General features: G+C 57.5%; 21 protein-coding genes. 16 read left to right on the forward strand and 5 right to left on the reverse strand.

Features of this window, described 5'->3' with window-relative positions; translation table 11 throughout:
- Positions 1-17: 17 nt before the first annotated feature.
- Both kdpA and kdpF read right to left on the reverse strand, forming a co-directional pair.
- On the reverse strand, positions 18-1,697 hold the full coding sequence (gene kdpA, locus AC22LX_RS15570) for a potassium-transporting ATPase subunit KdpA (protein WP_045393021.1): 1,680 nt from the start codon (positions 1,695-1,697) through the stop codon (positions 18-20).
- Complete coding sequence (gene kdpF / locus AC22LX_RS15575; protein WP_020079348.1) at positions 1,697-1,786, reverse strand: K(+)-transporting ATPase subunit F; 90 nt, start codon at positions 1,784-1,786, stop codon at positions 1,697-1,699. Before kdpF ends, kdpA begins: the two co-directional genes overlap by 1 nt.
- 313 nt (positions 1,787-2,099) lie before the next feature.
- Between kdpF and AC22LX_RS15580 the strand changes: the two genes are divergently transcribed.
- Together AC22LX_RS15580 and phrB are read left to right on the forward strand one after the other, a co-directional pair.
- Positions 2,100-2,306: a DUF2517 family protein gene (locus tag AC22LX_RS15580; RefSeq protein WP_015367687.1), complete on the forward strand. Its 207-nt coding sequence runs from the start codon at positions 2,100-2,102 to the stop codon at positions 2,304-2,306.
- Between the two features lie 178 nt (positions 2,307-2,484).
- On the forward strand, positions 2,485-3,894 hold the full coding sequence (gene phrB / locus AC22LX_RS15585) for a deoxyribodipyrimidine photo-lyase (protein WP_487334078.1): 1,410 nt from the start codon (positions 2,485-2,487) through the stop codon (positions 3,892-3,894).
- A gap of 3 nt (positions 3,895-3,897) precedes the next feature.
- Here the strand turns inward: phrB and dtpD are convergent, their stop codons facing one another.
- Positions 3,898-5,376 (reverse strand): dipeptide permease DtpD, encoded by a 1,479-nt coding sequence (gene dtpD / locus AC22LX_RS15590; protein WP_487334079.1) that lies wholly within the window; start codon positions 5,374-5,376, stop codon positions 3,898-3,900.
- Between the two features lie 268 nt (positions 5,377-5,644).
- Here dtpD and ybgI point away from each other — a divergent pair, with 268 nt between their 5' ends.
- From ybgI to nei, 8 genes are all read left to right on the forward strand, one after another.
- A complete protein-coding gene (ybgI, locus tag AC22LX_RS15595) occupies positions 5,645-6,388 on the forward strand; it encodes a radiation resistance protein YbgI (RefSeq protein ID WP_047077874.1) in 744 nt (247 codons plus the stop codon).
- A gap of 14 nt (positions 6,389-6,402) precedes the next feature.
- Positions 6,403-7,059, forward strand: coding sequence for a 5-oxoprolinase subunit PxpB (pxpB, locus tag AC22LX_RS15600; protein ID WP_004176857.1), 657 nt, complete (start codon positions 6,403-6,405; stop codon positions 7,057-7,059).
- Positions 7,053-7,985 carry a 5-oxoprolinase subunit PxpC gene (pxpC, locus tag AC22LX_RS15605; RefSeq protein ID WP_213292691.1) on the forward strand — a complete coding sequence of 311 codons (933 nt, stop codon included), beginning with the start codon at positions 7,053-7,055 and terminating at the stop codon, positions 7,983-7,985. The genes pxpB and pxpC overlap by 7 nt, the downstream gene beginning before the upstream one ends.
- Positions 7,975-8,718, forward strand: a complete 744-nt coding sequence (pxpA, locus tag AC22LX_RS15610) for a 5-oxoprolinase subunit PxpA (RefSeq protein ID WP_213292690.1) — start codon at positions 7,975-7,977, stop codon at positions 8,716-8,718. Before pxpC ends, pxpA begins: the two co-directional genes overlap by 11 nt.
- Before the next feature lie 74 nt (positions 8,719-8,792).
- The gene (locus AC22LX_RS15615; RefSeq protein ID WP_045393033.1) at positions 8,793-9,518 is read left to right on the forward strand and encodes a DUF969 domain-containing protein; all 726 of its coding nucleotides are present in this window, start codon (positions 8,793-8,795) and stop codon (positions 9,516-9,518) included.
- Positions 9,515-10,510: a DUF979 domain-containing protein gene (locus AC22LX_RS15620; protein ID WP_045393036.1), complete on the forward strand. Its 996-nt coding sequence runs from the start codon at positions 9,515-9,517 to the stop codon at positions 10,508-10,510. Before AC22LX_RS15615 ends, AC22LX_RS15620 begins: the two co-directional genes overlap by 4 nt.
- A 9-nt stretch (positions 10,511-10,519) precedes the next feature.
- Positions 10,520-11,164 (forward strand): pyroglutamyl-peptidase I, encoded by a 645-nt coding sequence (gene pcp, locus AC22LX_RS15625; RefSeq protein WP_045393039.1) that lies wholly within the window; start codon positions 10,520-10,522, stop codon positions 11,162-11,164.
- Between the two features lie 15 nt (positions 11,165-11,179).
- Positions 11,180-11,971, forward strand: coding sequence for an endonuclease VIII (gene nei, locus AC22LX_RS15630; RefSeq protein ID WP_045393042.1), 792 nt, complete (start codon positions 11,180-11,182; stop codon positions 11,969-11,971).
- A gap of 99 nt (positions 11,972-12,070) precedes the next feature.
- On the opposite strand, the gene gltA is transcribed toward nei, so the two are convergent.
- Positions 12,071-13,354 (reverse strand): citrate synthase, encoded by a 1,284-nt coding sequence (gltA, locus tag AC22LX_RS15635; RefSeq protein ID WP_015367676.1) that lies wholly within the window; start codon positions 13,352-13,354, stop codon positions 12,071-12,073.
- Between the two features lie 183 nt (positions 13,355-13,537).
- Positions 13,538-13,669, reverse strand: coding sequence for a hypothetical protein (locus AC22LX_RS15640; RefSeq protein WP_418268990.1), 132 nt, complete (start codon positions 13,667-13,669; stop codon positions 13,538-13,540).
- 324 nt (positions 13,670-13,993) lie between these two features.
- Between AC22LX_RS15640 and sdhC the strand changes: the two genes are divergently transcribed.
- From sdhC to odhB, 6 genes are all read left to right on the forward strand, one after another.
- Positions 13,994-14,398, forward strand: a complete 405-nt coding sequence (sdhC, locus tag AC22LX_RS15645) for a succinate dehydrogenase cytochrome b556 subunit (RefSeq protein WP_020079340.1) — start codon at positions 13,994-13,996, stop codon at positions 14,396-14,398.
- Positions 14,392-14,739 (forward strand): succinate dehydrogenase membrane anchor subunit, encoded by a 348-nt coding sequence (gene sdhD / locus AC22LX_RS15650; protein WP_487334080.1) that lies wholly within the window; start codon positions 14,392-14,394, stop codon positions 14,737-14,739. The genes sdhC and sdhD overlap by 7 nt, the downstream gene beginning before the upstream one ends.
- Entirely contained in the window at positions 14,739-16,505 is a 1,767-nt protein-coding gene (sdhA, locus tag AC22LX_RS15655; RefSeq protein ID WP_032707635.1) for a succinate dehydrogenase flavoprotein subunit, read from the forward strand. The genes sdhD and sdhA overlap by 1 nt, the downstream gene beginning before the upstream one ends.
- Positions 16,506-16,520: 15 nt before the next feature.
- The gene (gene sdhB / locus AC22LX_RS15660) at positions 16,521-17,237 is read left to right on the forward strand and encodes a succinate dehydrogenase iron-sulfur subunit SdhB (RefSeq protein ID WP_020079339.1); all 717 of its coding nucleotides are present in this window, start codon (positions 16,521-16,523) and stop codon (positions 17,235-17,237) included.
- A 338-nt stretch (positions 17,238-17,575) separates the two neighbouring features.
- Complete coding sequence (gene sucA / locus AC22LX_RS15665) at positions 17,576-20,383, forward strand: 2-oxoglutarate dehydrogenase E1 component (RefSeq protein WP_049060781.1); 2,808 nt, start codon at positions 17,576-17,578, stop codon at positions 20,381-20,383.
- A 14-nt stretch (positions 20,384-20,397) separates the two neighbouring features.
- Entirely contained in the window at positions 20,398-21,618 is a 1,221-nt protein-coding gene (gene odhB, locus AC22LX_RS15670; protein WP_020079338.1) for a 2-oxoglutarate dehydrogenase complex dihydrolipoyllysine-residue succinyltransferase, read from the forward strand.
- The last annotated feature ends 136 nt before the right edge of the window (positions 21,619-21,754 follow it).

Raw genomic sequence — 21,754 nt, forward strand, 5'->3', positions numbered from 1 at the left:
AGGCTGCTCCGCATCGCTTAAAGTAAAGAGAAGTGTTCCGCCACCGGGCCGAGCGCCAGTGCGGGGATAAAGGTCAGGGCGCCGACCAGCAGGACGGTGCCGATCAGCAGGCCGATAAACAGCGCATCGTGGGTGGCGAGCGTCCCGGAGCTGGCGGGCTGAATTTTCTTATTCACCAGCGACCCGGCAATCGCCATCACCGGGACGATCACCCCGAAGCGGCCCACCAGCATGCAGAACGCCAGCAGCAGGTTCCAGAAGGTCGTGCCGGCGCTTAAGCCGCCGAAGGCGCTGCCGTTGTTGTTGGCCGCCGAGGTGACCGCGTACAACACCTCGCTAAAGCCATGCGGCCCAGGATTCAGCATGGCGCTGCGTCCGGCTTCGGTCATCATCGCCAGCGCGGTGCCGAGCAGTACCAGCGTCGGGGTCACCAGAATCGCCAGCGCGATCATTTTCATTTCGCGCACGTCGATTTTCTTGCCGAGATATTCCGGCGTGCGGCCAATCATCAGCCCGGCGATAAATACCGCCAGCATGACGAACAGCAGCATGCCGTACAGCCCGGAGCCCACGCCGCCGAAGACCACCTCGCCAATCTGCATCAGCCACATCGGCACCATGCCGCCCAGCGCGGTGAAGGAATCATGCATCGCGTTGACCGCGCCGCAGGAGGCCGCAGTAGTGACTACCGCAAACAGGCTGCTGGCGAGAATGCCAAAGCGGCTCTCTTTCCCTTCCATATTCAGGCTGCTGTCGGCGCCAAGGCTGAGCAGATGCGGATTTCCGCGGGTTTCCGCCCACATCACCACCGCCACGCAGACCACGAAAATCAGCGCCATCGCCCACAGGATGGCGCGCCCCTGACGGCGATCGCCGACCGCTTCGCCAAAGGCAAAACACAGCGCCGCCGGGATCAGGAAGATCGCCAGCATCTGCACCAGGTTGGTTAACGCCGTCGGGTTCTCAAACGGATGCGATGAGTTGGCATTAAAGAAACCGCCGCCGTTGGTACCGAGCATTTTGATTGCTTCCTGCGAGGCGACCGGCCCCATCGGCAGCCACTGGCGAACGCCTTCCAGGCTGGTGAATGGCTGATAAGCCTGCAGGTTCTGCGGCACGCCCTGTTGCACAAAGAACAGCGCGATCAGCAGAGAAAGAGGCAGTAGCAGCCACAGCGTAATGCGGGTCAGGTCGACCCAGGCGTTGCCGAGGGTGCTGACTTTTTGTCGCGCCCAGGCGCGGGTCAGTACGAAGATCACCGCAATACCGGTCGCGGCCGACAGGAAGTTTTGCACCGCCAGGCCCGCCATCTGGCTGAGATAGCTCATGGTGGTTTCCCCGGCGTAGGCCTGCCAGTTAGTGTTGCTGACGAAGCTTACCGCGGTATTCAACGCTAAATCCCATGACAGGTTGGGGAAGTGCTGCGGATTGAACGGCAGCCACCCCTGACACATCAGCAGCGCCATCAGCGCCGCGAGACCAATAGCGTTAAACAGCACAATGGCTATCAGGTACTGCCGCCAGTCCATCTCCTGGCTGCGAATCCCCGCCAGCCGCCAGATACCGCGCTCAACGCCGGCAAGTCCAGGAAGCGGAACATCGTTGATCATTCGCGCCAGCAGCGAACCGAGTGGCCGCGCCAGCACCAGCAGTACCAGCAGGAAGCTGGCGATAAGTAAGAACCCTTGCGCGGCCATCAGAACGCCTCCGCATGTATCAGGGCATAGACCAGATACGCCAGCAGCAGGAACACCAGCGTTACGCCGGCAATGATGCCTGTAGTCACTTTCCACCTCCGGGTGTGTCTCTTATTGATATACCGAGAGGGTAGGAATTTCGGCGCAAAGATTTCGCAAAAATCGCCGCGGGCGGTGTAAAAAAAGTATAAAAATGGCTAAAGGCACAATTTAACTAATGATTAGTATTAATTTAACTTTTTTGTAACTCAGTTACGCCATGAATGTAAATTAAGTATAAATAAGTGCTTTTTAGTGGTCGGATGAGTAGTAAAATTACAACCAGCGCGGTACTATTTGTGCAGACAAACATTGTGACATTTACCGGCGTTGCTTGCCGGCCTGACAAAGGGGAGAGAAATTATGGCGTTGTACAAAGCTTATCCTGCTCACATTATCCTGATGCGTCGCGCTTTCGCCGTCGTGGCCGGGGTTGCTGCGCTGCCGGTGATGCTGTTCTGGAAAGATCGCGCCCGTTACTACAGCTGGCTGCATCGCGTATGGGCGAAAACCAGTGAACAGCCGGTATGGATGGCGCAGGCGGAAAAAGCCGCGCACGATTTCTACTAATCCGCGCTGCTGCGACGAATATAAAAACCGCCGGTTGACGACCGGCGGTTTTTTTTCGTCTGCTGTCTACACTTAGCTTTCATGCGCCGTGGCAGAATTGGCAGGTGCTTATTTTGTCGCAGCGCGCTATTTTGCCGGCCTGAGTGATGAGTTTTGCTTACGGAGAGTGAGGAGTTTTATGGCCACCCATCTGGTCTGGTTTCGCATGGATTTACGCCTTCACGATAATCTGGCGCTGGCCGCCGCCTGCCGCGACCCGCAGGCGCAGGTGCTGGCGCTGTATATCGCCACGCCAGAGCAGTGGCACCAACATTATATGGCGCCGCGCCAGGCGGCCTTTATCGCCAGCCATTTACGCAGCCTGCACGCGGCATTAGCGGAACGCGGTATTCCGCTGCTGGTAGAAGAAGCGGACGATTTCGCCGCCAGCATCGAGCTGCTGACGCGCTTCTGTAAACAGCACCAGGTGAGCCATCTATTTTATAACTATCAGTATGAGTTTAATGAGCGCCGGCGCGACGCCGGTGTTGAGAAAAGCCTGACAGAAGTTACCTGTCAGGGATTTGACGACAGCGTGCTGTTGCCGCCGGGCAGCGTGATGACCGGCAACCGCGAGATGTATAAAGTCTTTACGCCGTTTAAAAATGCCTTTATCCGCCGCCTGCGTGAAGGGCTGCCGGAGTGCGTGGCGGCGCCTAAACCACACGCGTCAGCCGCCCGTCAGGCGCCGCCGCTGCCTGAGATCAACTATCCGCAAACGGCATTTGACACCGATCTGTTCGCGGCGGATGAAAAAACAGCGCTGGCTCGATTGCGCGCGTTTTGCCAGCAGCCGGCGGCGGATTACGATCAGCAGCGCGATTTCCCGGCACTAGAAGGAACCAGCCGACTGTCGCCGTGTCTGGCGGTAGGCGTACTGTCGCCGCGCCAGTGCCTGCATCGCTTGTTACGGGAGCAGCCCGGCGCGCTGGATGGCGAAGCGGGCGCAAGCTGGCTGAACGAGCTTATCTGGCGCGAGTTCTATCGTCATCTGATGGTTTACTACCCGAAACTGTGTAAAGGCCGGCCCTTTGTCGCCTGGACCGACAAGGTCGCCTGGCGCAGCAATGAGGATGAACTGCGGGCCTGGCAACAGGGGCAAACCGGTTTCCCCATCGTCGATGCCGCCATGCGGCAGCTTAACGCCACCGGCTGGATGCACAACCGCCTGCGGATGATTGTCGCCAGCTTCCTGGCGAAAGACCTGCGTCTCGACTGGCGGCAAGGCGAGCGCTATTTCATGAGCCAACTGATTGACGGCGATTTGGCGGCCAACAACGGCGGCTGGCAGTGGGCGGCCTCGACCGGTACCGATGCAGCCCCTTACTTTCGTATTTTCAATCCGACGACCCAGGGGGAGAAGTTTGATAAGCAGGGCGAGTTTATTCGCCGCTGGCTGCCGGAACTGGCGGAAGTACCAGAGAAAGCGCTGCATCAGCCGTGGCTGTGGGCGGATAAACAGGGGGTAGCGCTGAAGTATCCGCGCCCGCTGGTTGACCATAAGCAGGCGCGGCTGGAGACGCTGGCGGCCTGGGAAGCCGCCAGATAGTTTTTATTCTACCGCCAGTTGGCGGGTTTTGACCTTCACGGAGTGATAAAGCCAGATGACCAGCACCAGGCCGACGCAGGCCAGCGCGCCCCAGGTGATCTGGCTGAAGACGTCGATATAGGCTTCAATCGAATAGTTAACCGCGCCGGCGGCATCAAACGACGCCTGCGACGTCTGGTCGGCGATGACGCCGGCCAGATAGTTGGCGATCGCCCCGGAAAGCAGCATATAGATACCGGTCAGCACCCCGGTGACGCCGGGGATTTCGATCCGGGTGATTTGCGACATCGCTACCGGATCGATAAACAGTTCGGCGAAACCCATCACCGCCAGCCCCAGTACCATTAGCGGCATGGAGGAGTGGCCATACGCGGCCGACCAGCGGGCGCTTAAGGTCAGAATGCAGAAGCCAGCGCTCATTAGCCCGAGACCGAGGGCGAATTTTCCCCAGATACGCACGGTGCGGTTGCCCTTGATGTTTTCTTTGACCAGCCATGCCAGCACCATACCGCAGAGCATCACCGCAAAGGCGTTAACCGACTGGAACATCGCGGTTGGTACTTCATAGCTCATGACGTGGCGGTTCACGAAACGGTCGATATACAGGCTTATAGAGCTGCCGCCCTGCTGGGCGAAGGCCCAGAACAGCAGGCTAAAACCGGTGAGGACGATAATCAGGCGCAGTTCTTTGCGCTGTTTGTCGTTCTCCGCGCGCAGATAAATGCGCGCCAGTACCGCCAGGCCAATCACCGTCGCGACGATCAGCGCATACACCGACCACTCCTGCCAGAACAAGACGGTAATCAGCAGCGGCGTCGCCACCAGCAAAACCGGCAGCCAGCCCCAATTTGGCAGGACAAAGGTCCGCGCGCGCAGCGCCTCGCGGTTAACGCCGGTGGTATGGCGAAAGTGGCGACCGCCGCAGAGGAAAATGACCAGTCCGGCAATCATGCCGACTGCCGCCAGCGCAAAGCCCATCGCCCAGCTGTACTCTTCCTGCACGTAGCCGCAGGCGATAGGCGCGATGATCGAACCAATATTGCCCGCGGCGTACATCAGCGAGAAGCCGCCATCGCGGCGCGGATCGGTCGGCTCATACAGTTCGCCAAGCAGGCAGCTGACGTTGGATTTAAACAGTCCGTAACCGCAAACGATGATTGCCAGCGACAGATACAGGAAGGTGGGAGCGACTTCGCTGGCGCCGAGCACCAGGTGACCGATAGCCATGAGTAGCGCGCCGAGCATCACCGCCATGCGGTTGCCGAGCAGTTTGTCGGCGAGGAAGCCGCCGAGAATAGGGGTGACGTAGACCAGGGAGCAGTAGGCGCTAAACAGAGTATAGGCGTGGTTATCGTCGTACTTGAGCTGGTTGGTGAGGTACAGGATTAACAGCGCCCGCATGCCGTAAAAACTGAAGTATTCCCAAATTTGCAGCGCAACGACGTAATAGATCGCCCGTGGCTGTGAAGTTTGTCTGTTCATGTAACGTTCATTTCCTGGCCGTAAAACGAAAGTCGATCTTTCTGCATGAATAGCGTTTGTCTGGTGTTATTCATGGCCTAAATGGCTTTCTGGTTATTTAATATGCTTTATAAGTGCATAAATATACACTAATGCGCGGTGAGGGGAAGAGGCAATTTGGGCGATTACGCGAATGGCTGAAATGGACCCTTTGGCGTCGCTATCGACGACTCGGGCGGATGTGGTTATGTTATAGGTTTGTGCAAACTGATTTTCTGATGGAGCGGCAATGAAAAATAGCGAACTGGAACAATTAATTAACGAAAAACTGAATAGCGCGGCCATCAGTGATTACGCCCCGAACGGCCTGCAGGTGGAAGGGCGGGAGACGGTGCGGAAAATCGTCACCGGCGTGACCGCCAGCCAGGCGCTACTTGATGAAGCCGTTCGTCTGCAGGCGGATGCGGTGATTGTGCATCACGGTTACTTCTGGAAAGGCGAGTCGCCGGTGATCCGCGGCATGAAGCGCAATCGGCTGAAAACGCTGCTGGCCAACGATATCAACCTTTATGGCTGGCATTTACCGCTGGATGCGCATCCGGAACTGGGCAATAACGCCCAGCTGGCGCAGCTGCTGGGGATCAATGTCATGGGGGAAATCGAGCCATTGGTGCCGTGGGGCGAGCTGTCTATGCCGGTATCCGGGCTGGAACTGGCATCGTGGATTGAAGCGCGATTAGGGCGTAAACCGCTGTGGAGCGGCGATACCGGGCCGGACAAAGTTACCCGCGTCGCCTGGTGTACCGGCGGCGGCCAGAGCTTTATCGATAGCGCGGCCCGCTTTGGCGTCGATGCCTTTATTACCGGCGAAGTGTCTGAGCAGACGATTCATTCCGCCCGTGAGCAGGGGTTGCATTTTTATGCCGCCGGCCATCATGCCACCGAGCGCGGTGGTATTCGCGCCCTGAGCGAGTGGCTGACGGAAAATACTGACCTGGACGTCACCTTTATTGATATCCCTAACCCGGCCTGATGAGAGAGAAAAAAGTGCAGCGAGCGCGTTGTTATCTATTAGGTGAAACGGCGGTGGTCCTGGAGCTTGAGCCTCCGGTGACCCTGGAGAGCCAAAAACGTATCTGGGGCCTGACGCAGCGGTTGACCGATCGCGAAGAGGTGGTTGAAGTGATTCCGGGGATGAACAACATCACCGTTGTGCTGCGTCGTCCGCAGGAGATGGCGTGGGAGGCGATTGACAAGCTGCAGCGCTGGTGGGAAGAGAGCGATGCGCTGGAGCCGGAATCCCGCGAGATAAGTATCCCGGTTATCTACGGCGGCGAGGCGGGGCCAGACCTTGGCGATGTCGCGCGCCATAGCGGGTTGAGCGAAAAGCAGGTGGTCGAACTGCACTCTTCGGTGGAGTACATGGTGTGGTTTCTGGGTTTCCAGCCGGGGTTTCCGTACTTTGGCGGCCTGCCGGAGCAGCTGGCGATGCCGCGTCGCGCCGAGCCGCGCGTGCTGGTACCGGCGGGATCGGTTGGTATCGGCGGATCGCAAACCGGTATCTATCCGCTGGCGACGCCTGGCGGCTGGCAGCTGCTGGGTCGCACGCCGCTGGCATTATTCGATCCAAAACGTGAAGAGCCGGTGCTGCTGCGTTCTGGCGATCGCGTGCGCTTTGTGCCGCAGAAGGAGGGGGTATGTTGAAATTTAACCGCGCCGGCATGTACACCTCGGTCCAGGATGGCGGCCGGGAAGGCCAGCGCCAGTGGGGGATTAGCCGCTGCGGCGCGCTGGATAAACCGGCAATGACCATTGCCAATCTGCTGGTGGGCAATGCGCCGGAGACGGCGGCGCTGGAAATTACGCTGGGTCAGGTCGATGTACAGTTTACCCGCCATTGCTGGTTCGCGTTGACCGGAGCCGCCTGTGAAGCGACGCTCGACGGCGCGCCGGTCTGGTTGGGCTGGCGAATGGAAGCGAAGGCCGGGCAGCGGCTGGTGTTGAAAACTCCGCAGCATGGGATCCGCAGCTACCTGGCGGTGGCGGGCGGTATCGACGTGCCTGAAGTTTTAGGTTCCCGCTCTACCGATCTGAAAGTCGGTATCGGCGGAATCGAAGGGCGCCGGTTGCAGGATGGCGATCAATTGAAGATTGGGAAATCCTCCCGTCGCTTTAGCGCCTCGCGCGGCGTTAAACAGCTGCCGATAGGCAATATTATTCGCGCGCTGCCGGGGCCGGAGTATCACGAATTCGACAGCGTGTCGCAGGAGTCTTTCTGGCGCTCACCGTGGAAGCTGAGTCCGCAGAGCAACCGGATGGGCTACCGCCTGCAGGGTCAGCCGCTCAAGCGCACAACCGACCGGGAAATGCTCTCCCATGGCCTGCTGCCCGGGGTGGTACAGGTGCCGCATAACGGCCAGCCGATTGTGTTGATGAACGATGCGCAGACCACCGGCGGCTATCCGCGTATAGCCTGCATTATTGAAGCCGATATGTACCAACTGGCGCAAATTCCGCTGGGTCAGCCGATCCATTTCGTCCCATGTTCGCTGGAAGAAGCGCTGAAAGCGCGCGCCGATCAGCAGCGTTATCTTGAACAACTGGCCTGGAGATTAAGCGATGAAAATTGATTTAAATGCCGACCTCGGCGAAGGCTGCGCCAGCGATAGCGCGCTGCTGCAGCTGGTCTCTTCCGCCAATATCGCCTGCGGCTTTCACGCCGGTGATGCGCTGCTCATGCAGCAGTGCGTGCGCGAGGCGCTGAAAAACGGCGTTGCTATTGGCGCGCACCCAAGCTTCCCGGACCGGGAAAATTTCGGCCGCACCGCGATGCAGTTACCGCCAGAGACGGTCTACGCCCAGGTGCTGTACCAAATTGGCGCGCTGGCGGCGATCGTGCATGCCCAGGGCGGCGAGCTGCGGCACGTCAAACCGCATGGCATGTTGTACAACCAGGCGGCGAAAGAGCCGCTTTTGGCCGATGCTATCGCTCGCGCGGTGCGCGATGCCGACGCCGGGCTGGTGCTGGTCGGGCTGGCGGGGAGCGAGCTTATCCGCGCCGGACAGCGCTATCAGCTGACGACGCGCCAGGAAGTCTTCGCCGATCGCGGTTATCTCGCTGACGGTAGCCTGGTGCCGCGCAGCCAGCCGGGCGCGCTGATTGAGAGCGAAGAACAGGCGCTGGCGCAAACGCTGGAAATGGTGCAGCACAACCGGGTGCGCAGCCTGAGCGGCGAATGGGCGCATGTGAAGGCGGAAACGGTCTGCCTGCATGGCGATGGCGCTCATGCGCTCGATTTCGCCCGACGCTTGCGCGCTGCTTTCGCAGGGCGCAATATCGACGTCAGCGCGGACATTGATTAATAGTCCGCCTTAGTATTATTAATAATAATTAAATCAAATAACTAACAACACTCACAACTCAACAGGACGTTATTATGCAAGAGGTGATATCCCTCTGGCCGCTGATCGGCATTGCCGTGATTGTGGTCGGTTTTCTATTACGCTTTAACCCGGTGCTGGTGGTGATTATCTCCGGGATCGTCACCGGCGTGGCGGCGCATATGCCAATAGCCACTATTCTGGAGAAACTGGGCGAGGGCTTCCTCAATACCCGTAATCTGCCGTTTATTCTGCTGTTGCCGCTGGCGGTGATCGGGCTGCTGGAGCGCCATGGTCTGAAAGAGCGGGCGCAGGCGTGGATCGCGAAGATCCATAGCGCGACTGCCGGACGACTGCTGATCGTCTATCTTTTCGTGCGCGAAGCCACCGCCGCCCTGGGCTTGACCAGCCTCGGCGGACATCCGCAAATGGTGCGCCCGCTGCTGGCGCCGATGGCGGAAGGGGCGGCGGAAAAGCGCTTTGGCCCGCTGCCGGGCAATGTGCGCTACCGGCTGCGCGCAATGTCGGCGGCGACCGACAACGTTGGCCTGTTCTTCGGTGAAGATATTTTTGTCGCCTTTGGCGCGATCATCTTCATGCACAACTTTATGCTGGAGTCGGGCGGGATCCAGACGGAACCGTTGCATATTGCCCTGTGGGGGATCCCGACGGCGATCTGCGCCTTCCTGATCCACGCCGCGCGCCTGTGGCGCCTCGATCGCCATCTCCAGCGCGAGCTGGACCGGGTTAACGCCGGGCAGGCGAAAGGCGGTGCGGCATGAACTTCCAACAAACGTATTTATATTGGCTGGCCGGCGCGGTACTGCTGGTCGTGGCTATCATGTCCTGGCGCGACAAAAGCAATCCGCGGCGCCTGACAACCGGCCTGTTCTGGGGCCTGTACGGGCTGGTGTTCTTGCTCGGCGACTGGACGTATCAACTGGTGGGCGATAAGCGTACGGTGAATATCGCCGTCGGCGGGGTGGTGGTGGTACTGGCGCTGATCGCTGGTTTTGGCGGCGTGCGCCTCGGCAGCTACCATCAGCGTAGTCAGGAAGAGAAAACCGCCAGCGCGAAACGCCTCGGCAACAAACTTTTCTATCCGGCGCTGGCGATCCCGGTCGTCACCGTCATTGGCGTTCTGCTGTTTAACAATCTGCCTTCATGGCAGGTGGCCCTTTTCGGGCCGGGCAACCACGCGACGCTGATTACCCTGTTCTCAATGACTGCCGGTACGCTGATTGGCCTGGCGATGGCGATTCGTATGACCCATGAAACGGTGGCGCAGCCGATGCAGGAAGCGCGCCGTTTGCTGGATTCCGTCGGCTGGGCCTTTATCCTGCCGCAAATCCTCGCGGTGCTGGGGCTGCTATTTACCGCGGCGGGCGTCGGAACCAGCATTTCATGGCTGACCGAGCACTATCTGGCGGTAGATAACCGCTTTATCGCCGTGGCCGTGTACGCCATCGGCATGGCGGTGCTGACGATGGTGATGGGCAACGCCTTTGCCGCTTTCCCGATCGTGACCGCCGGGGTTGGCATTCCGATTTTAGTCCTGCAGCATGGCGGCAATCCGGCGGTAATGGCGGCGATTGGTATGTTTTCCGGCTACTGCGGCACGCTGATGACGCCGATGGCGGCGAACTTTAATATCGTGCCGGCGGCGCTGCTCGAACTGCCGGATAAAAACGCGGTGATTAAAGCCCAGGTACCGACCGGTATCCTGCTGCTGATCGTCAACGTATTCTTACTCTATTTCCTGATGTTCCTGTAAGGAGGGATGATGGCTGGCGTATTAATTACCGGTTTTGAGCCGTTCGGCGGCGAAACGGTTAATCCTTCATGGGAAGTGGTTAAGCAGCTTGATGGCGTGATTATTCGCGGGCAGCAGGTGGTGGCTAAACAGTTACCCTGCGTGTTCGGCGAGGCGCTAACGGTGCTGAACGCCGCGCTTGAAACCTATCAACCGCAGCTAACGATTGCCGTCGGGCAGGCCGGCGGCCGTGTCGATATTACCGTCGAACGTGTGGCTATCAACGTCGATGATGCGCGGATCCCCGACAATAAAGGCCAGCAGCCGATCGATGAGCCGATCGTCGCTAACGGCCCCGCGGCCTTCTTCAGCACGCTACCGATCAAAGCGATCGTTAACACGCTGCGCCAGCAGGGGATCCCGGCCTCGGTGTCGCAAACCGCGGGCACTTTTGTCTGCAATCACGTGATGTATGGTTTGCTGCATCAGCTGCAGGGAAAAAGCGGGCAGAAGGGCGGTTTTATCCATATTCCGTATCTGCCTGAACAGGCGGCGGCCCACCCTGGCGAGGCGAGTATGTCGGTCGCGACGGTACGCGCGGCGCTGGAAACGGCGATTGCCGTCGCTCTTGAACAGAATGACGATGTCAAAATTGGCGGCGGCGCCACGCACTAACAAAAGGACGAAACTATGCCTGAAGGCCCGGAGATCCGCCGCGCGGCGGATAACCTGGAGGCGGCTATCAAAGGCGAACCGTTAACCGAAGCCTGGTTCGCCTTTCCACAGTTGCAACCCTATCAAAGCCAGTTGATTGGCCAGCGGGTGACCCATATCACCACCCGCGGCAAGGCCCTGTTAACCCACTTCTCCGGCGGATTGACGCTGTATAGCCATAACCAGCTGTATGGCGTCTGGCGCGTGGTGGATGCCGGCGTTGAGCCGCAATCGAACCGCGTGCTGCGCGTCAGACTGCAGACCGCACGCAAGGCGATTTTGCTCTATAGCGCCTCGGAGATTGAGATATTGACGGCGCAACAGCTGGCCCATCATCCGTTTTTACAACGGGTCGGGCCGGATGTGCTGGATATGACGTTAACCGCCGGGCAGGTCAGAGAGCGGCTGTTATCGGCGAAATTTCGCAATCGCCAGTTTTCCGGCCTGTTGCTGGACCAGGCGTTTCTCGCCGGGCTCGGGAACTATCTGCGGGTAGAGATCCTGTGGCAGGTGGGGCTGACCGGGCAGCATAAAGCCGCCGAGCTCAATGAAACGCAGCTCGCTGCGCTGGCGCACGCGCTGCTGGATATCCCGCGCCTTTCTTACCGTACCCGCGGCCAGGTGGATGAAAACAAACATCATGGCGCGCTATTCCGCTTTAAGGTCTTTCATCGCGATGGCGAGGCCTGCGAACGCTGCGGCAGTATCATTGAGAAAACGATGCTGTCATCGCGACCCTTTTACTGGTGCCCTGGCTGCCAGCACTAATGCCAGTTGTTGAGCGATTAAAATTTTTTTGTACGCTTAAATAAAAAAAATCGGGGAAGATCCCCGATTTTTGTATTGCTCACCCCGACAGGGTAAAAATTACTTCTTGAGATCGGATTTGAAATCGCGCTTCTGGTAGCCGGTATACAGCTGACGCGGACGGGCAATTTTCATACCGTCGCTGTGCATTTCGTTCCAGTGGGCAATCCAGCCGACGGTGCGCGCCATCGCGAAGATGACGGTAAACATCGAGGATGGAATACCCATCGCTTTCAGGATGATGCCGGAGTAGAAATCAACGTTCGGGTACAGTTTCTTCTCGATGAAGTACGGGTCGTTGAGCGCGATATGCTCAAGTTCCATCGCCACTTCCAGCAGATCGTCCTTGGTGCCCAGCTCTTTCAGCACTTCGTGGCAGGTTTCACGCATAACGGTGGCGCGCGGATCGTAGTTCTTGTACACGCGATGGCCGAAGCCCATCAGGCGGAAAGAGTCATTCTTGTCTTTCGCGCGGCGCACGAATTCCGGAATGTGTTCAACGGAGCTGATCTCTTCCAGCATTTTCAGCGCGGCTTCGTTGGCGCCGCCGTGCGCCGGTCCCCACAGGGAGGCGATACCCGCAGCGATACAGGCGAACGGGTTAGCGCCGGAAGAGCCTGCGGTACGGACGGTAGAGGTTGATGCGTTCTGTTCGTGGTCAGCGTGCAGGATCAGGATACGGTCCATCGCGCGTTCCAGCACCGGGTTAACCTCGTAGGTTTCACACGGCGTGGAGAACATCATATTCAGGAAGTTACCCGCGTAGGAGAGATCGTTGCGCGGATACACGAAAGGCTGGCCGATAGAATACTTGTAACACATCGCTGCCATGGTCGGCATTTTGGACAGCAGACGATAGGCGGCGATTTCCCGGTGGCGCGGATTATTCACGTCCAGGGAGTCGTGATAGAACGCCGCCAGCGCGCCGGTAATACCGCACATCACCGCCATCGGGTGAGAGTCGCGGCGGAACGCGTGGAACAGACGGGTAATCTGTTCGTGGATCATGGTGTGGCGGGTAACGGTAGTTTTGAATTCGTCGTACTGCTGTTGAGTCGGTTTTTCGCCGTTCAACAGGATGTAGCACACTTCAAGATAATTTGACTCGGTAGCCAGCTGATCGATCGGGAAACCGCGGTGCAGCAGGATCCCCTCATCGCCGTCGATAAAAGTAATTTTAGATTCACACGAGGCTGTTGAAGTGAAACCGGGGTCGAAGGTGAAGACACCTTTTGAACCAAGACTACGAATATCAATAACATCCTGACCGAGCGTGCCTTTTAGCACATCAAGTTCAATAGCAGTGTCACCACCCAGGGTGATTTTTGCTTTAGCATCAGACATTTATGGTCTCCTTAGCGCCTTTTATTGCTTAAGACTGCCGGGTGGTGGATTTGCATTCGGCCCGAACCTGACTACGTTACCAGATTGTTATGTTGCTCACAGCTCTGTGTCGCGAAAATTGCAGGGTACAGAGCGCAGGCGCTTGATGGTACGTCTTCAGCCCGGGAGTGAAACGGCAGCAAATCAGCGTTTTAGCAGCCCGAATATTAAAACCTGTATACCACTAATAACTGTCCTGATTACATCGGTCAATACCATCACACTGTTACATAACTTATTCTCAGGTGAAAGAGTGACCCCATAACTTTTGGGCATTATTGCATTAATCTAGTAATGGTTGTAACAAGAATGTTTAATATTTGTCAAATCAGGTGATTAAAATTTAAAATAATGTTGTAATCGTGACCTTGATCACTGTTCCGGACAAAACCCGACAAACTATATGTAGGTTAATTGTAATGATTTTGTGAACGGCCTATACTGCCGCCAGGTCTCCGGAACACCCTGCAATCCCGAGCCACCCAGCGTTGTTTGGTCACGCTTTTACTCCTGGAAAGGGGTTTTAACATGACTTCTGGTTATAGAAAGGACGCTGTCTGACCCGCAAGCAGACCGGAGGAAGGAAACAATAAGAACAGCATGTGGGCGTTATTCATGGTAAGAAATGTGAAAAAACAAAGACCTGTCAATCTGGATCTACAAACGATTCGATTCCCAATCACGGCGATAGCGTCCATTCTCCATCGCGTATCCGGTGTGATCACTTTTGTGGCGGTCGGTATTCTGCTTTGGTTGCTGGGCACCAGCCTTTCCTCTCCGGAGGGCTTCCTGACGGCCGCTTCCATCATGAATAGCTTCTTCGTGAAGTTCATCATGTGGGGCATCCTCACCGCGCTGGCGTATCACGCCGTTGTCGGTATCCGCCATCTGCTGATGGACTTTGGCTATCTGGAAGAAACCCTCGAAGCAGGGACACGCTCCGCCAAAATTTCTTTTGTTATTACTGTCGTGCTTTCACTTCTCGCAGGAGTCCTCGTATGGTAAGCAACGCCTCAGCACTGGGACGCAACGGCGTACATGACTTTATTCTGGTCCGTGCTACCGCCATCGTTCTGACCCTCTACATCATCTACATGGTTGGCTTCTTCGCCACCTCCGGTGAGATCTCCTGGGAAATCTGGACCGGATTCTTCTCCTCCGCGTTCACCAAAGTCTTTACCCTGCTGGCTCTCGTTTCCATCCTGATTCACGCCTGGATCGGTATGTGGCAGGTGTTGACGGACTACGTTAAACCACTGGCCGTGCGCTTAGTTCTGCAACTGATTATCGTTGTGGCGCTGGTGGCTTACGTTCTTTATGGATTTATTGTGGTGTGGGGTGTGTAATGAAATTGCCAGTCAGAGAATTTGATGCAGTTGTAATTGGTGCCGGCGGCGCAGGTATGCGCGCGGCGCTGCAGATTTCCCAGAGCGGACAGACCTGTGCGCTGCTCTCTAAAGTTTTCCCTACCCGTTCCCATACCGTTTCCGCGCAGGGTGGCATCACCGTCGCGCTCGGTAATACCCATGAAGATAACTGGGAATGGCACATGTACGACACCGTAAAAGGGTCGGACTATATCGGCGACCAGGACGCCATCGAATATATGTGTAAGACCGGCCCGGAAGCGATTCTTGAGCTGGAACATATGGGCCTGCCGTTCTCCCGTCTTGATGACGGCCGTATTTATCAGCGTCCGTTTGGCGGCCAGTCGAAAAACTTCGGCGGCGAGCAGGCGGCACGCACCGCGGCGGCGGCCGACCGTACCGGTCACGCGCTGCTGCACACCCTGTATCAACAGAACCTGAAAAACCACACCACTATCTTCTCCGAATGGTATGCCCTCGATCTGGTGAAAAACCAGGACGGCGCGGTGGTTGGTTGTACCGCACTGTGCATCGAAACCGGTGAAGTGGTGTACTTCAAAGCCCGCGCTACCGTGCTGGCGACCGGCGGCGCAGGCCGTATTTATCAATCCACCACTAACGCCCACATCAACACCGGCGACGGCGTCGGTATGGCTCTGCGCGCGGGCGTTCCGGTGCAGGATATGGAAATGTGGCAGTTCCACCCGACCGGTATCGCCGGGGCAGGGGTGCTGGTCACCGAAGGTTGCCGCGGCGAAGGCGGTTACCTGCTGAACAAACACGGCGAGCGCTTCATGGAGCGTTATGCGCCGAACGCGAAAGACCTGGCGGGTCGTGACGTGGTGGCGCGTTCCATCATGATCGAAATCCGCGAAGGCCGCGGCTGCGATGGTCCGTGGGGCCCGCACGCTAAGCTGAAACTGGATCACCTGGGTAAAGAAGTGCTGGAATCCCGTCTGCCGGGCATTCTTGAACTGTCTCGTACCTTTGCCCACGTTGACCCGGTTAAAGAACCGATTCCGGTTATCCCAACCTGCCACTACATGATGGGCGGTATTCCGACCAAAGTAACTGGCCAGGCGCTGACCGTGAACGAGAAGGGCGAAGATGTGGTGATCCCGGGCCTGTTCGCCGTTGGCGAAATCGCCTGCGTATCGGTACACGGCGCCAACCGTCTGGGCGGCAACTCGCTGCTGGACCTGGTGGTCTTCGGCCGCGCGGCGGGTCTGCATCTGCAGGAATCCATCGCCGAGCAGGGCGCGCTGCGCGCTGCCAGCGAGTCCGATGTCGAAGCTTCCCTGGACCGCCTCAACCGTTGGAACAACACCCGTTCCGGCGAAGACCCGGTCGCTATCCGCAAAGCGCTGCAGGAATGTATGCAGCATAACTTCTCGGTCTTCCGTGAAGGCGATGCGATGCATAAAGGTCTGGAACAGCTGAAAGAGATCCGCGAGCGTCTGAAAAATGCGCGCCTGGACGACACTTCAAGCGAGTTCAACACCCAGCGCGTCGAGTGTCTGGAGCTGGATAACCTGATGGAAACGGCTTATTCCACGGCGGTATCCGCAAACTTCCGTACCGAAAGCCGCGGCGCGCATAGCCGCTTCGACTTCCCGGAACGTGATGATGAAAACTGGCTGTGCCATTCCCTGTATCTGCCAGAGTCGGAATCCATGACGCGTCGAGCGGTCAACATGGAACCGAAACTGCGTCCGGCATTCCCGCCGAAGATTCGTACTTATTAATGCGGAGACAGGAATATGAAACTCGAGTTTTCAATTTATCGCTATAACCCGGATGTTGACGACGCTCCGCATATGCAGGATTACACCCTCGACGCGGAAGAAGGTCGCGACATGATGCTGCTGGATGCGCTTATCCAGCTGAAAGAAAAAGATCCGTCGCTGTCGTTCCGCCGCTCCTGCCGTGAAGGGGTGTGCGGTTCCGATGGTCTGAACATGAACGGTAAAAATGGTCTGGCGTGCATCACGCCGATCTCCGCGCTGAATCAGCCGGGTAAGAAAATTGTTATCCGTCCGCTGCCTGGATTGCCGGTTATCCGCGATTTGGTGGTAGACATGGGGCAATTCTACGCACAATATGAGAAGATCAAGCCTTACTTATTGAATAATGGGCAAAATCCTCCGGCTCGCGAGCATCTGCAGATGCCTGAGCAGCGCGAGAAACTCGATGGTCTGTACGAGTGTATTCTGTGCGCATGTTGTTCGACCTCTTGCCCGTCGTTCTGGTGGAACCCGGACAAGTTCATCGGCCCGGCAGGCCTTCTGGCCGCGTATCGCTTCCTGATCGACAGCCGCGATACCGAAACCAGCGAGCGTCTGGAAGGTCTGAGCGATGCTTTCAGCGTATTCCGCTGTCACAGTATTATGAACTGCGTCAGTGTTTGTCCTAAGGGATTGAACCCAACGCGCGCCATCGGCCATATTAAGTCGATGCTGTTGCAGCGCAGCGCGTAAGCAACACGGTCTGTCCCGGATGGCGCTTGCGCTTATCCGGGCTACCAAAGCAGTAGCCCCGGCAAGCGTTAGCGCCGCCGGGGGACAGATAGCAGGAAATCTTTAAAAACCGCCAAATATGTACCAGTAATGCGTAGGCCTGATAAGCGAAGCGCCATCAGGCAATAGAGATAGCAGGAAACCTCTAAAAACTGCCCCTGATAGTTAGACAGTTTTTAAAGGTTCCTTAGCGGATAGAAACCACAACTCGTCCGCAACAAGTGAACCCCGGCACGTGCACTCGGTGTGCGTGGTAGTTTCTACGGCGAAATAAGCATAAAAATGCTTAAGGGATCACGATGCAGAACGGCGCAATGAAAGCCTGGCTGGACTCTTCTTACCTCTCTGGTTCGAACCAGAGCTGGATAGAACAGCTCTATGAAGACTTCTTAACCGATCCTGACTCTGTTGACGCCAACTGGCGTTCGATGTTCCAGCAGTTACCTGGCACCGGAGTTAAACCGGATCAATTTCATTCGAAAACGCGTGATTATTTCCGTCGACTGGCGAAGGATGCCTCACGTTACACTTCTTCGATATCCGACCCTGATACCAATGTGAAGCAGGTTAAAGTCCTGCAGCTCATCAACGCATACCGCTTCCGCGGTCACCAGCAGGCGAATCTCGATCCGCTGGGACTGTGGCAGCAAGAGAGAGTGGCGGATCTCGATCCGGCTTACCACGATCTCACCGAGGCCGATTTCCAGGAAAGCTATAACGTAGGTTCTTTCGCCATCGGAAAAGACACGATGAAGCTGGGCGACCTGATCGCGGCGCTTAAGCAAACCTACTGCGGCTCCATCGGCGCGGAATACATGCACATCACCTCTACTGAAGAAAAACGCTGGATCCAGCAGCGCATTGAGTCAGTAGCGGGCAAAGCGAGCTTCACCGCGGAAGAGAAAAAGCGCTTCCTGAGCGAACTGACCGCCGCGGAAGGCCTGGAGCGCTACCTCGGCGCCAAATTCCCGGGCGCGAAACGCTTCTCGCTGGAAGGCGGCGATGCGTTAATCCCGATGCTCAAAGAGATCATCCGTCACGCCGGTAAGAGCGGCACCCGTGAAGTGGTGCTGGGCATGGCGCACCGTGGTCGTCTGAACGTACTGGTCAACGTGCTGGGTAAAAAACCGCAGGACCTGTTCGACGAATTCGCGGGCAAACATAAAGAACACCTCGGCACCGGCGACGTGAAGTACCACATGGGCTTCTCTTCCGATATGGAAACCGAAGGCGGTCTGGTTCACCTGGCGCTGGCGTTTAACCCGTCGCACCTGGAAATCGTCAGCCCGGTGGTTATCGGCTCCGTACGCGCCCGTCTGGATCGTCTGGACGAGCCGAGCAGCAACAAAGTTCTGCCAATCACCATCCACGGCGACGCCGCGGTAGCCGGCCAGGGCGTAGTTCAGGAAACCCTGAACATGTCCAAGGCGCGTGGTTACGAAGTGGGCGGTACCGTGCGCATCGTTATCAACAACCAGGTTGGCTTCACCACGTCCAACCCGCTGGATGCGCGTTCTACGCCGTACTGCACCGATATCGGTAAAATGGTTCAGGCGCCGATTTTCCACGTTAACGCGGATGACCCGGAAGCGGTCGCTTTCGTTACCCGTCTGGCGCTGGATTTCCGTAATACCTTCAAACGCGATGTCTTCATCGACCTGGTGTGCTACCGCCGTCACGGCCACAACGAAGCCGACGAGCCGAGCGCAACCCAGCCGCTGATGTACCAGAAAATCAAAAAGCATCCGACTCCGCGCAAAATCTACGCTGACAAGCTGGAGCAGGACAAAGTCGCGACGCTGGAAGACGCTACCGAACAGGTTAACCTCTACCGCGATGCGCTGGATGCCGGCGATTGCGTGGTAGCGGAATGGCGTCCGATGAACATGCACTCCTTTACCTGGTCTCCGTACCTCAACCATGAGTGGGATGAGAGCTACCCGGATAAAGTTGAGCCAAAACGCCTGCAAGAGCTGGCCAAACGCATCAGTACGGTGCCGGAAAGCGTTGAGATGCAGTCTCGCGTAGCGAAAATCTACGGCGACCGCCAGCTGATGGCCGCCGGTGAGAAGCCGTTCGACTGGGGCGCGGCGGAAAACCTGGCGTACGCCACCCTGGTTGACGAAGGGATTCCGGTACGTCTGTCCGGCGAAGACTCCGGTCGCGGTACCTTCTTCCACCGTCATGCGGTTATCCATAACCAGAGCAACGGCTCTACCTATACGCCGCTGCAGAACGTACACAACGGCCAGGGCCAGTTCCGCGTCTGGGACTCCGTGCTGTCTGAAGAAGCGGTGCTGGCGTTCGAATACGGTTACGCCACCGCGGAACCACGCACCCTGACCATCTGGGAAGCGCAGTTCGGCGACTTCGCCAACGGCGCGCAGGTCGTTATTGACCAGTTCATCAGCTCCGGCGAGCAGAAATGGGGCCGGATGTGCGGCCTGGTGATGCTGCTGCCGCACGGCTATGAAGGCCAGGGCCCGGAGCACTCCTCCGCGCGTCTGGAACGCTATCTGCAGCTGTGCGCTGAGCAGAACATGCAGGTTTGCGTACCGTCCACTCCGGCACAGGTTTATCACATGCTGCGTCGTCAGGCGCTGCGCGGTATGCGCCGTCCGCTGGTGGTGATGTCGCCGAAATCTCTGCTGCGCCACCCGCTGGCGGTTTCCAGCATGGATGAACTGGCGAACGGCACCTTTATGCCGGCTATTGGCGAAATCGACGAGCTCGATCCGCAAGCCGTGAAACGCGTCGTACTGTGCTCTGGTAAGGTTTACTACGACCTGCTGGAACAGCGCCGTAAAAACGAGCAAAAAGATGTCGCCATCGTGCGTATCGAACAGCTCTATCCGTTCCCGCATCAGGCGGTACAGGAAGCGCTGAAAGCTTATTCGCACGTCCACGATTTTGTCTGGTGCCAGGAAGAGCCGCTCAACCAGGGCGCATGGTACTGCAGCCAGCACCACCTTCGTGAAGTAGTTCCATTTGGGGCCTCTCTGCGTTATGCAGGCCGCCCGGCCTCCGCCTCTCCGGCGGTAGGGTATATGTCCGTTCACCAGAAACAGCAACAAGATCTGGTCAATGACGCGCTGAACGTCGATTAATTAAAGGATACACAATGAGTAGCGTAGATATTCTGGTTCCCGACCTTCCTGAGTCCGTAGCTGACGCAACCGTCGCCACCTGGCACAAAAAACCGGGCGACGCGGTAGTCCGCGACGAAGTTCTGGTCGAAATCGAAACTGACAAAGTGGTACTGGAAGTACCGGCATCAGCGGACGGCATTCTGGATGCAGTACTGGAAGACGAAGGCGCCACCGTGCTGTCTCGTCAGATTCTGGGCCGCCTGCGTGAAGGCAACAGCGCCGGTAAAGCCGCTGATGCGAAAGCTGATACTAAAGAGTCCACCCCGGCTCAGCGTCAGCAAGCGTCTCTGGAAGAGCAAAGCAACGACGCGCTTAGCCCGGCTATCCGTCGCCTGTTGGCTGAACACAGTCTCGACGCGGCGGCGATTAAAGGCACCGGCGTTGGCGGCCGTCTGACCCGCGAAGACGTTGAGAAGCATCTGGCGAGCGCGCCGGCGAAAGCTGAAGCGAAAGCGCCAGCCGCTGCTGCGGCGCCGGTTGCGCAACTGGGCCACCGCTCTGAAAAACGCGTACCGATGACCCGTCTGCGCAAACGCGTTGCCGAGCGTCTGCTGGAAGCGAAAAACTCTACCGCCATGCTGACCACGTTCAACGAAGTCAACATGAAGCCGATTATGGATCTGCGTAAGCAGTACGGCGAAGCGTTCGAAAAACGTCACGGTATCCGTCTGGGCTTCATGTCCTTCTACGTGAAAGCGGTGGTTGAAGCGCTGAAACGCTACCCGGAAGTGAACGCTTCCATCGATGGCGATGACGTGGTTTATCACAACTACTTCGACGTGAGCATGGCGGTTTCTACGCCGCGCGGCCTGGTGACTCCGGTTCTGCGTGACGTTGACCTGCTGGGCATGGCGGATATCGAAAAGAATATTAAAGAGCTGGCAGTGAAAGGCCGTGACGGCAAGCTGACCGTAGATGACCTGACCGGCGGTAACTTCACCATTACCAACGGCGGCGTATTCGGTTCTCTGATGTCCACGCCGATCATCAACCCACCGCAGAGCGCCATCCTGGGTATGCATGCCATTAAAGACCGTCCGATGGCGGTGAATGGCAAGGTAGAAATTCTGCCGATGATGTACCTGGCGCTCTCCTACGACCACCGTCTGATCGATGGACGTGAATCGGTAGGCTTCCTGGTAGCGATTAAAGAGCTGCTGGAAGATCCGACTCGTCTGCTGCTGGACGTGTAGTCTGTAAGAGTATTACCTACCGTAGGCCGGATAAGGCGTTCGCGCCGCCATCCGGCGTTGATGAGATGCCTGATGGCGACGCTTGCGCGTCTTATCAGGCCTACAGGTTTAAAGATAATTATTACCTGAAGGATGG

It is taken from the genome of Klebsiella sp. PK01 (assembly GCF_057624675.1).

Bases quoted from the DNA above. Each gene is read 5' to 3' on its own strand.
- kdpA (WP_045393021.1), bottom strand. From the start codon at position 1,697: ATGGCCGCGCAAGGGTTCTTACTTATCGCCAGCTTCCTGCTGGTACTG.
- AC22LX_RS15580 (WP_015367687.1), top strand. From the start codon at position 2,100: ATGGCGTTGTACAAAGCTTATCCTGCTCACATTATCCTGATGCGTCGC.
- phrB (WP_487334078.1), top strand. From the start codon at position 2,485: ATGGCCACCCATCTGGTCTGGTTTCGCATGGATTTACGCCTTCACGAT.
- dtpD (WP_487334079.1), bottom strand. From the start codon at position 5,376: ATGAACAGACAAACTTCACAGCCACGGGCGATCTATTACGTCGTTGCG.
- ybgI (WP_047077874.1), top strand. From the start codon at position 5,645: ATGAAAAATAGCGAACTGGAACAATTAATTAACGAAAAACTGAATAGC.
- pxpC (WP_213292691.1), top strand. From the start codon at position 7,053: ATGTTGAAATTTAACCGCGCCGGCATGTACACCTCGGTCCAGGATGGC.
- pxpA (WP_213292690.1), top strand. From the start codon at position 7,975: ATGAAAATTGATTTAAATGCCGACCTCGGCGAAGGCTGCGCCAGCGAT.
- AC22LX_RS15615 (WP_045393033.1), top strand. From the start codon at position 8,793: ATGCAAGAGGTGATATCCCTCTGGCCGCTGATCGGCATTGCCGTGATT.
- AC22LX_RS15620 (WP_045393036.1), top strand. From the start codon at position 9,515: ATGAACTTCCAACAAACGTATTTATATTGGCTGGCCGGCGCGGTACTG.
- pcp (WP_045393039.1), top strand. From the start codon at position 10,520: ATGGCTGGCGTATTAATTACCGGTTTTGAGCCGTTCGGCGGCGAAACG.
- nei (WP_045393042.1), top strand. From the start codon at position 11,180: ATGCCTGAAGGCCCGGAGATCCGCCGCGCGGCGGATAACCTGGAGGCG.
- gltA (WP_015367676.1), bottom strand. From the start codon at position 13,354: ATGTCTGATGCTAAAGCAAAAATCACCCTGGGTGGTGACACTGCTATT.
- AC22LX_RS15640 (WP_418268990.1), bottom strand. From the start codon at position 13,669: ATGCCCAAAAGTTATGGGGTCACTCTTTCACCTGAGAATAAGTTATGT.
- sdhC (WP_020079340.1), top strand. From the start codon at position 13,994: ATGTGGGCGTTATTCATGGTAAGAAATGTGAAAAAACAAAGACCTGTC.
- sdhD (WP_487334080.1), top strand. From the start codon at position 14,392: ATGGTAAGCAACGCCTCAGCACTGGGACGCAACGGCGTACATGACTTT.
- sdhA (WP_032707635.1), top strand. From the start codon at position 14,739: ATGAAATTGCCAGTCAGAGAATTTGATGCAGTTGTAATTGGTGCCGGC.
- sdhB (WP_020079339.1), top strand. From the start codon at position 16,521: ATGAAACTCGAGTTTTCAATTTATCGCTATAACCCGGATGTTGACGAC.
- sucA (WP_049060781.1), top strand. From the start codon at position 17,576: ATGCAGAACGGCGCAATGAAAGCCTGGCTGGACTCTTCTTACCTCTCT.
- odhB (WP_020079338.1), top strand. From the start codon at position 20,398: ATGAGTAGCGTAGATATTCTGGTTCCCGACCTTCCTGAGTCCGTAGCT.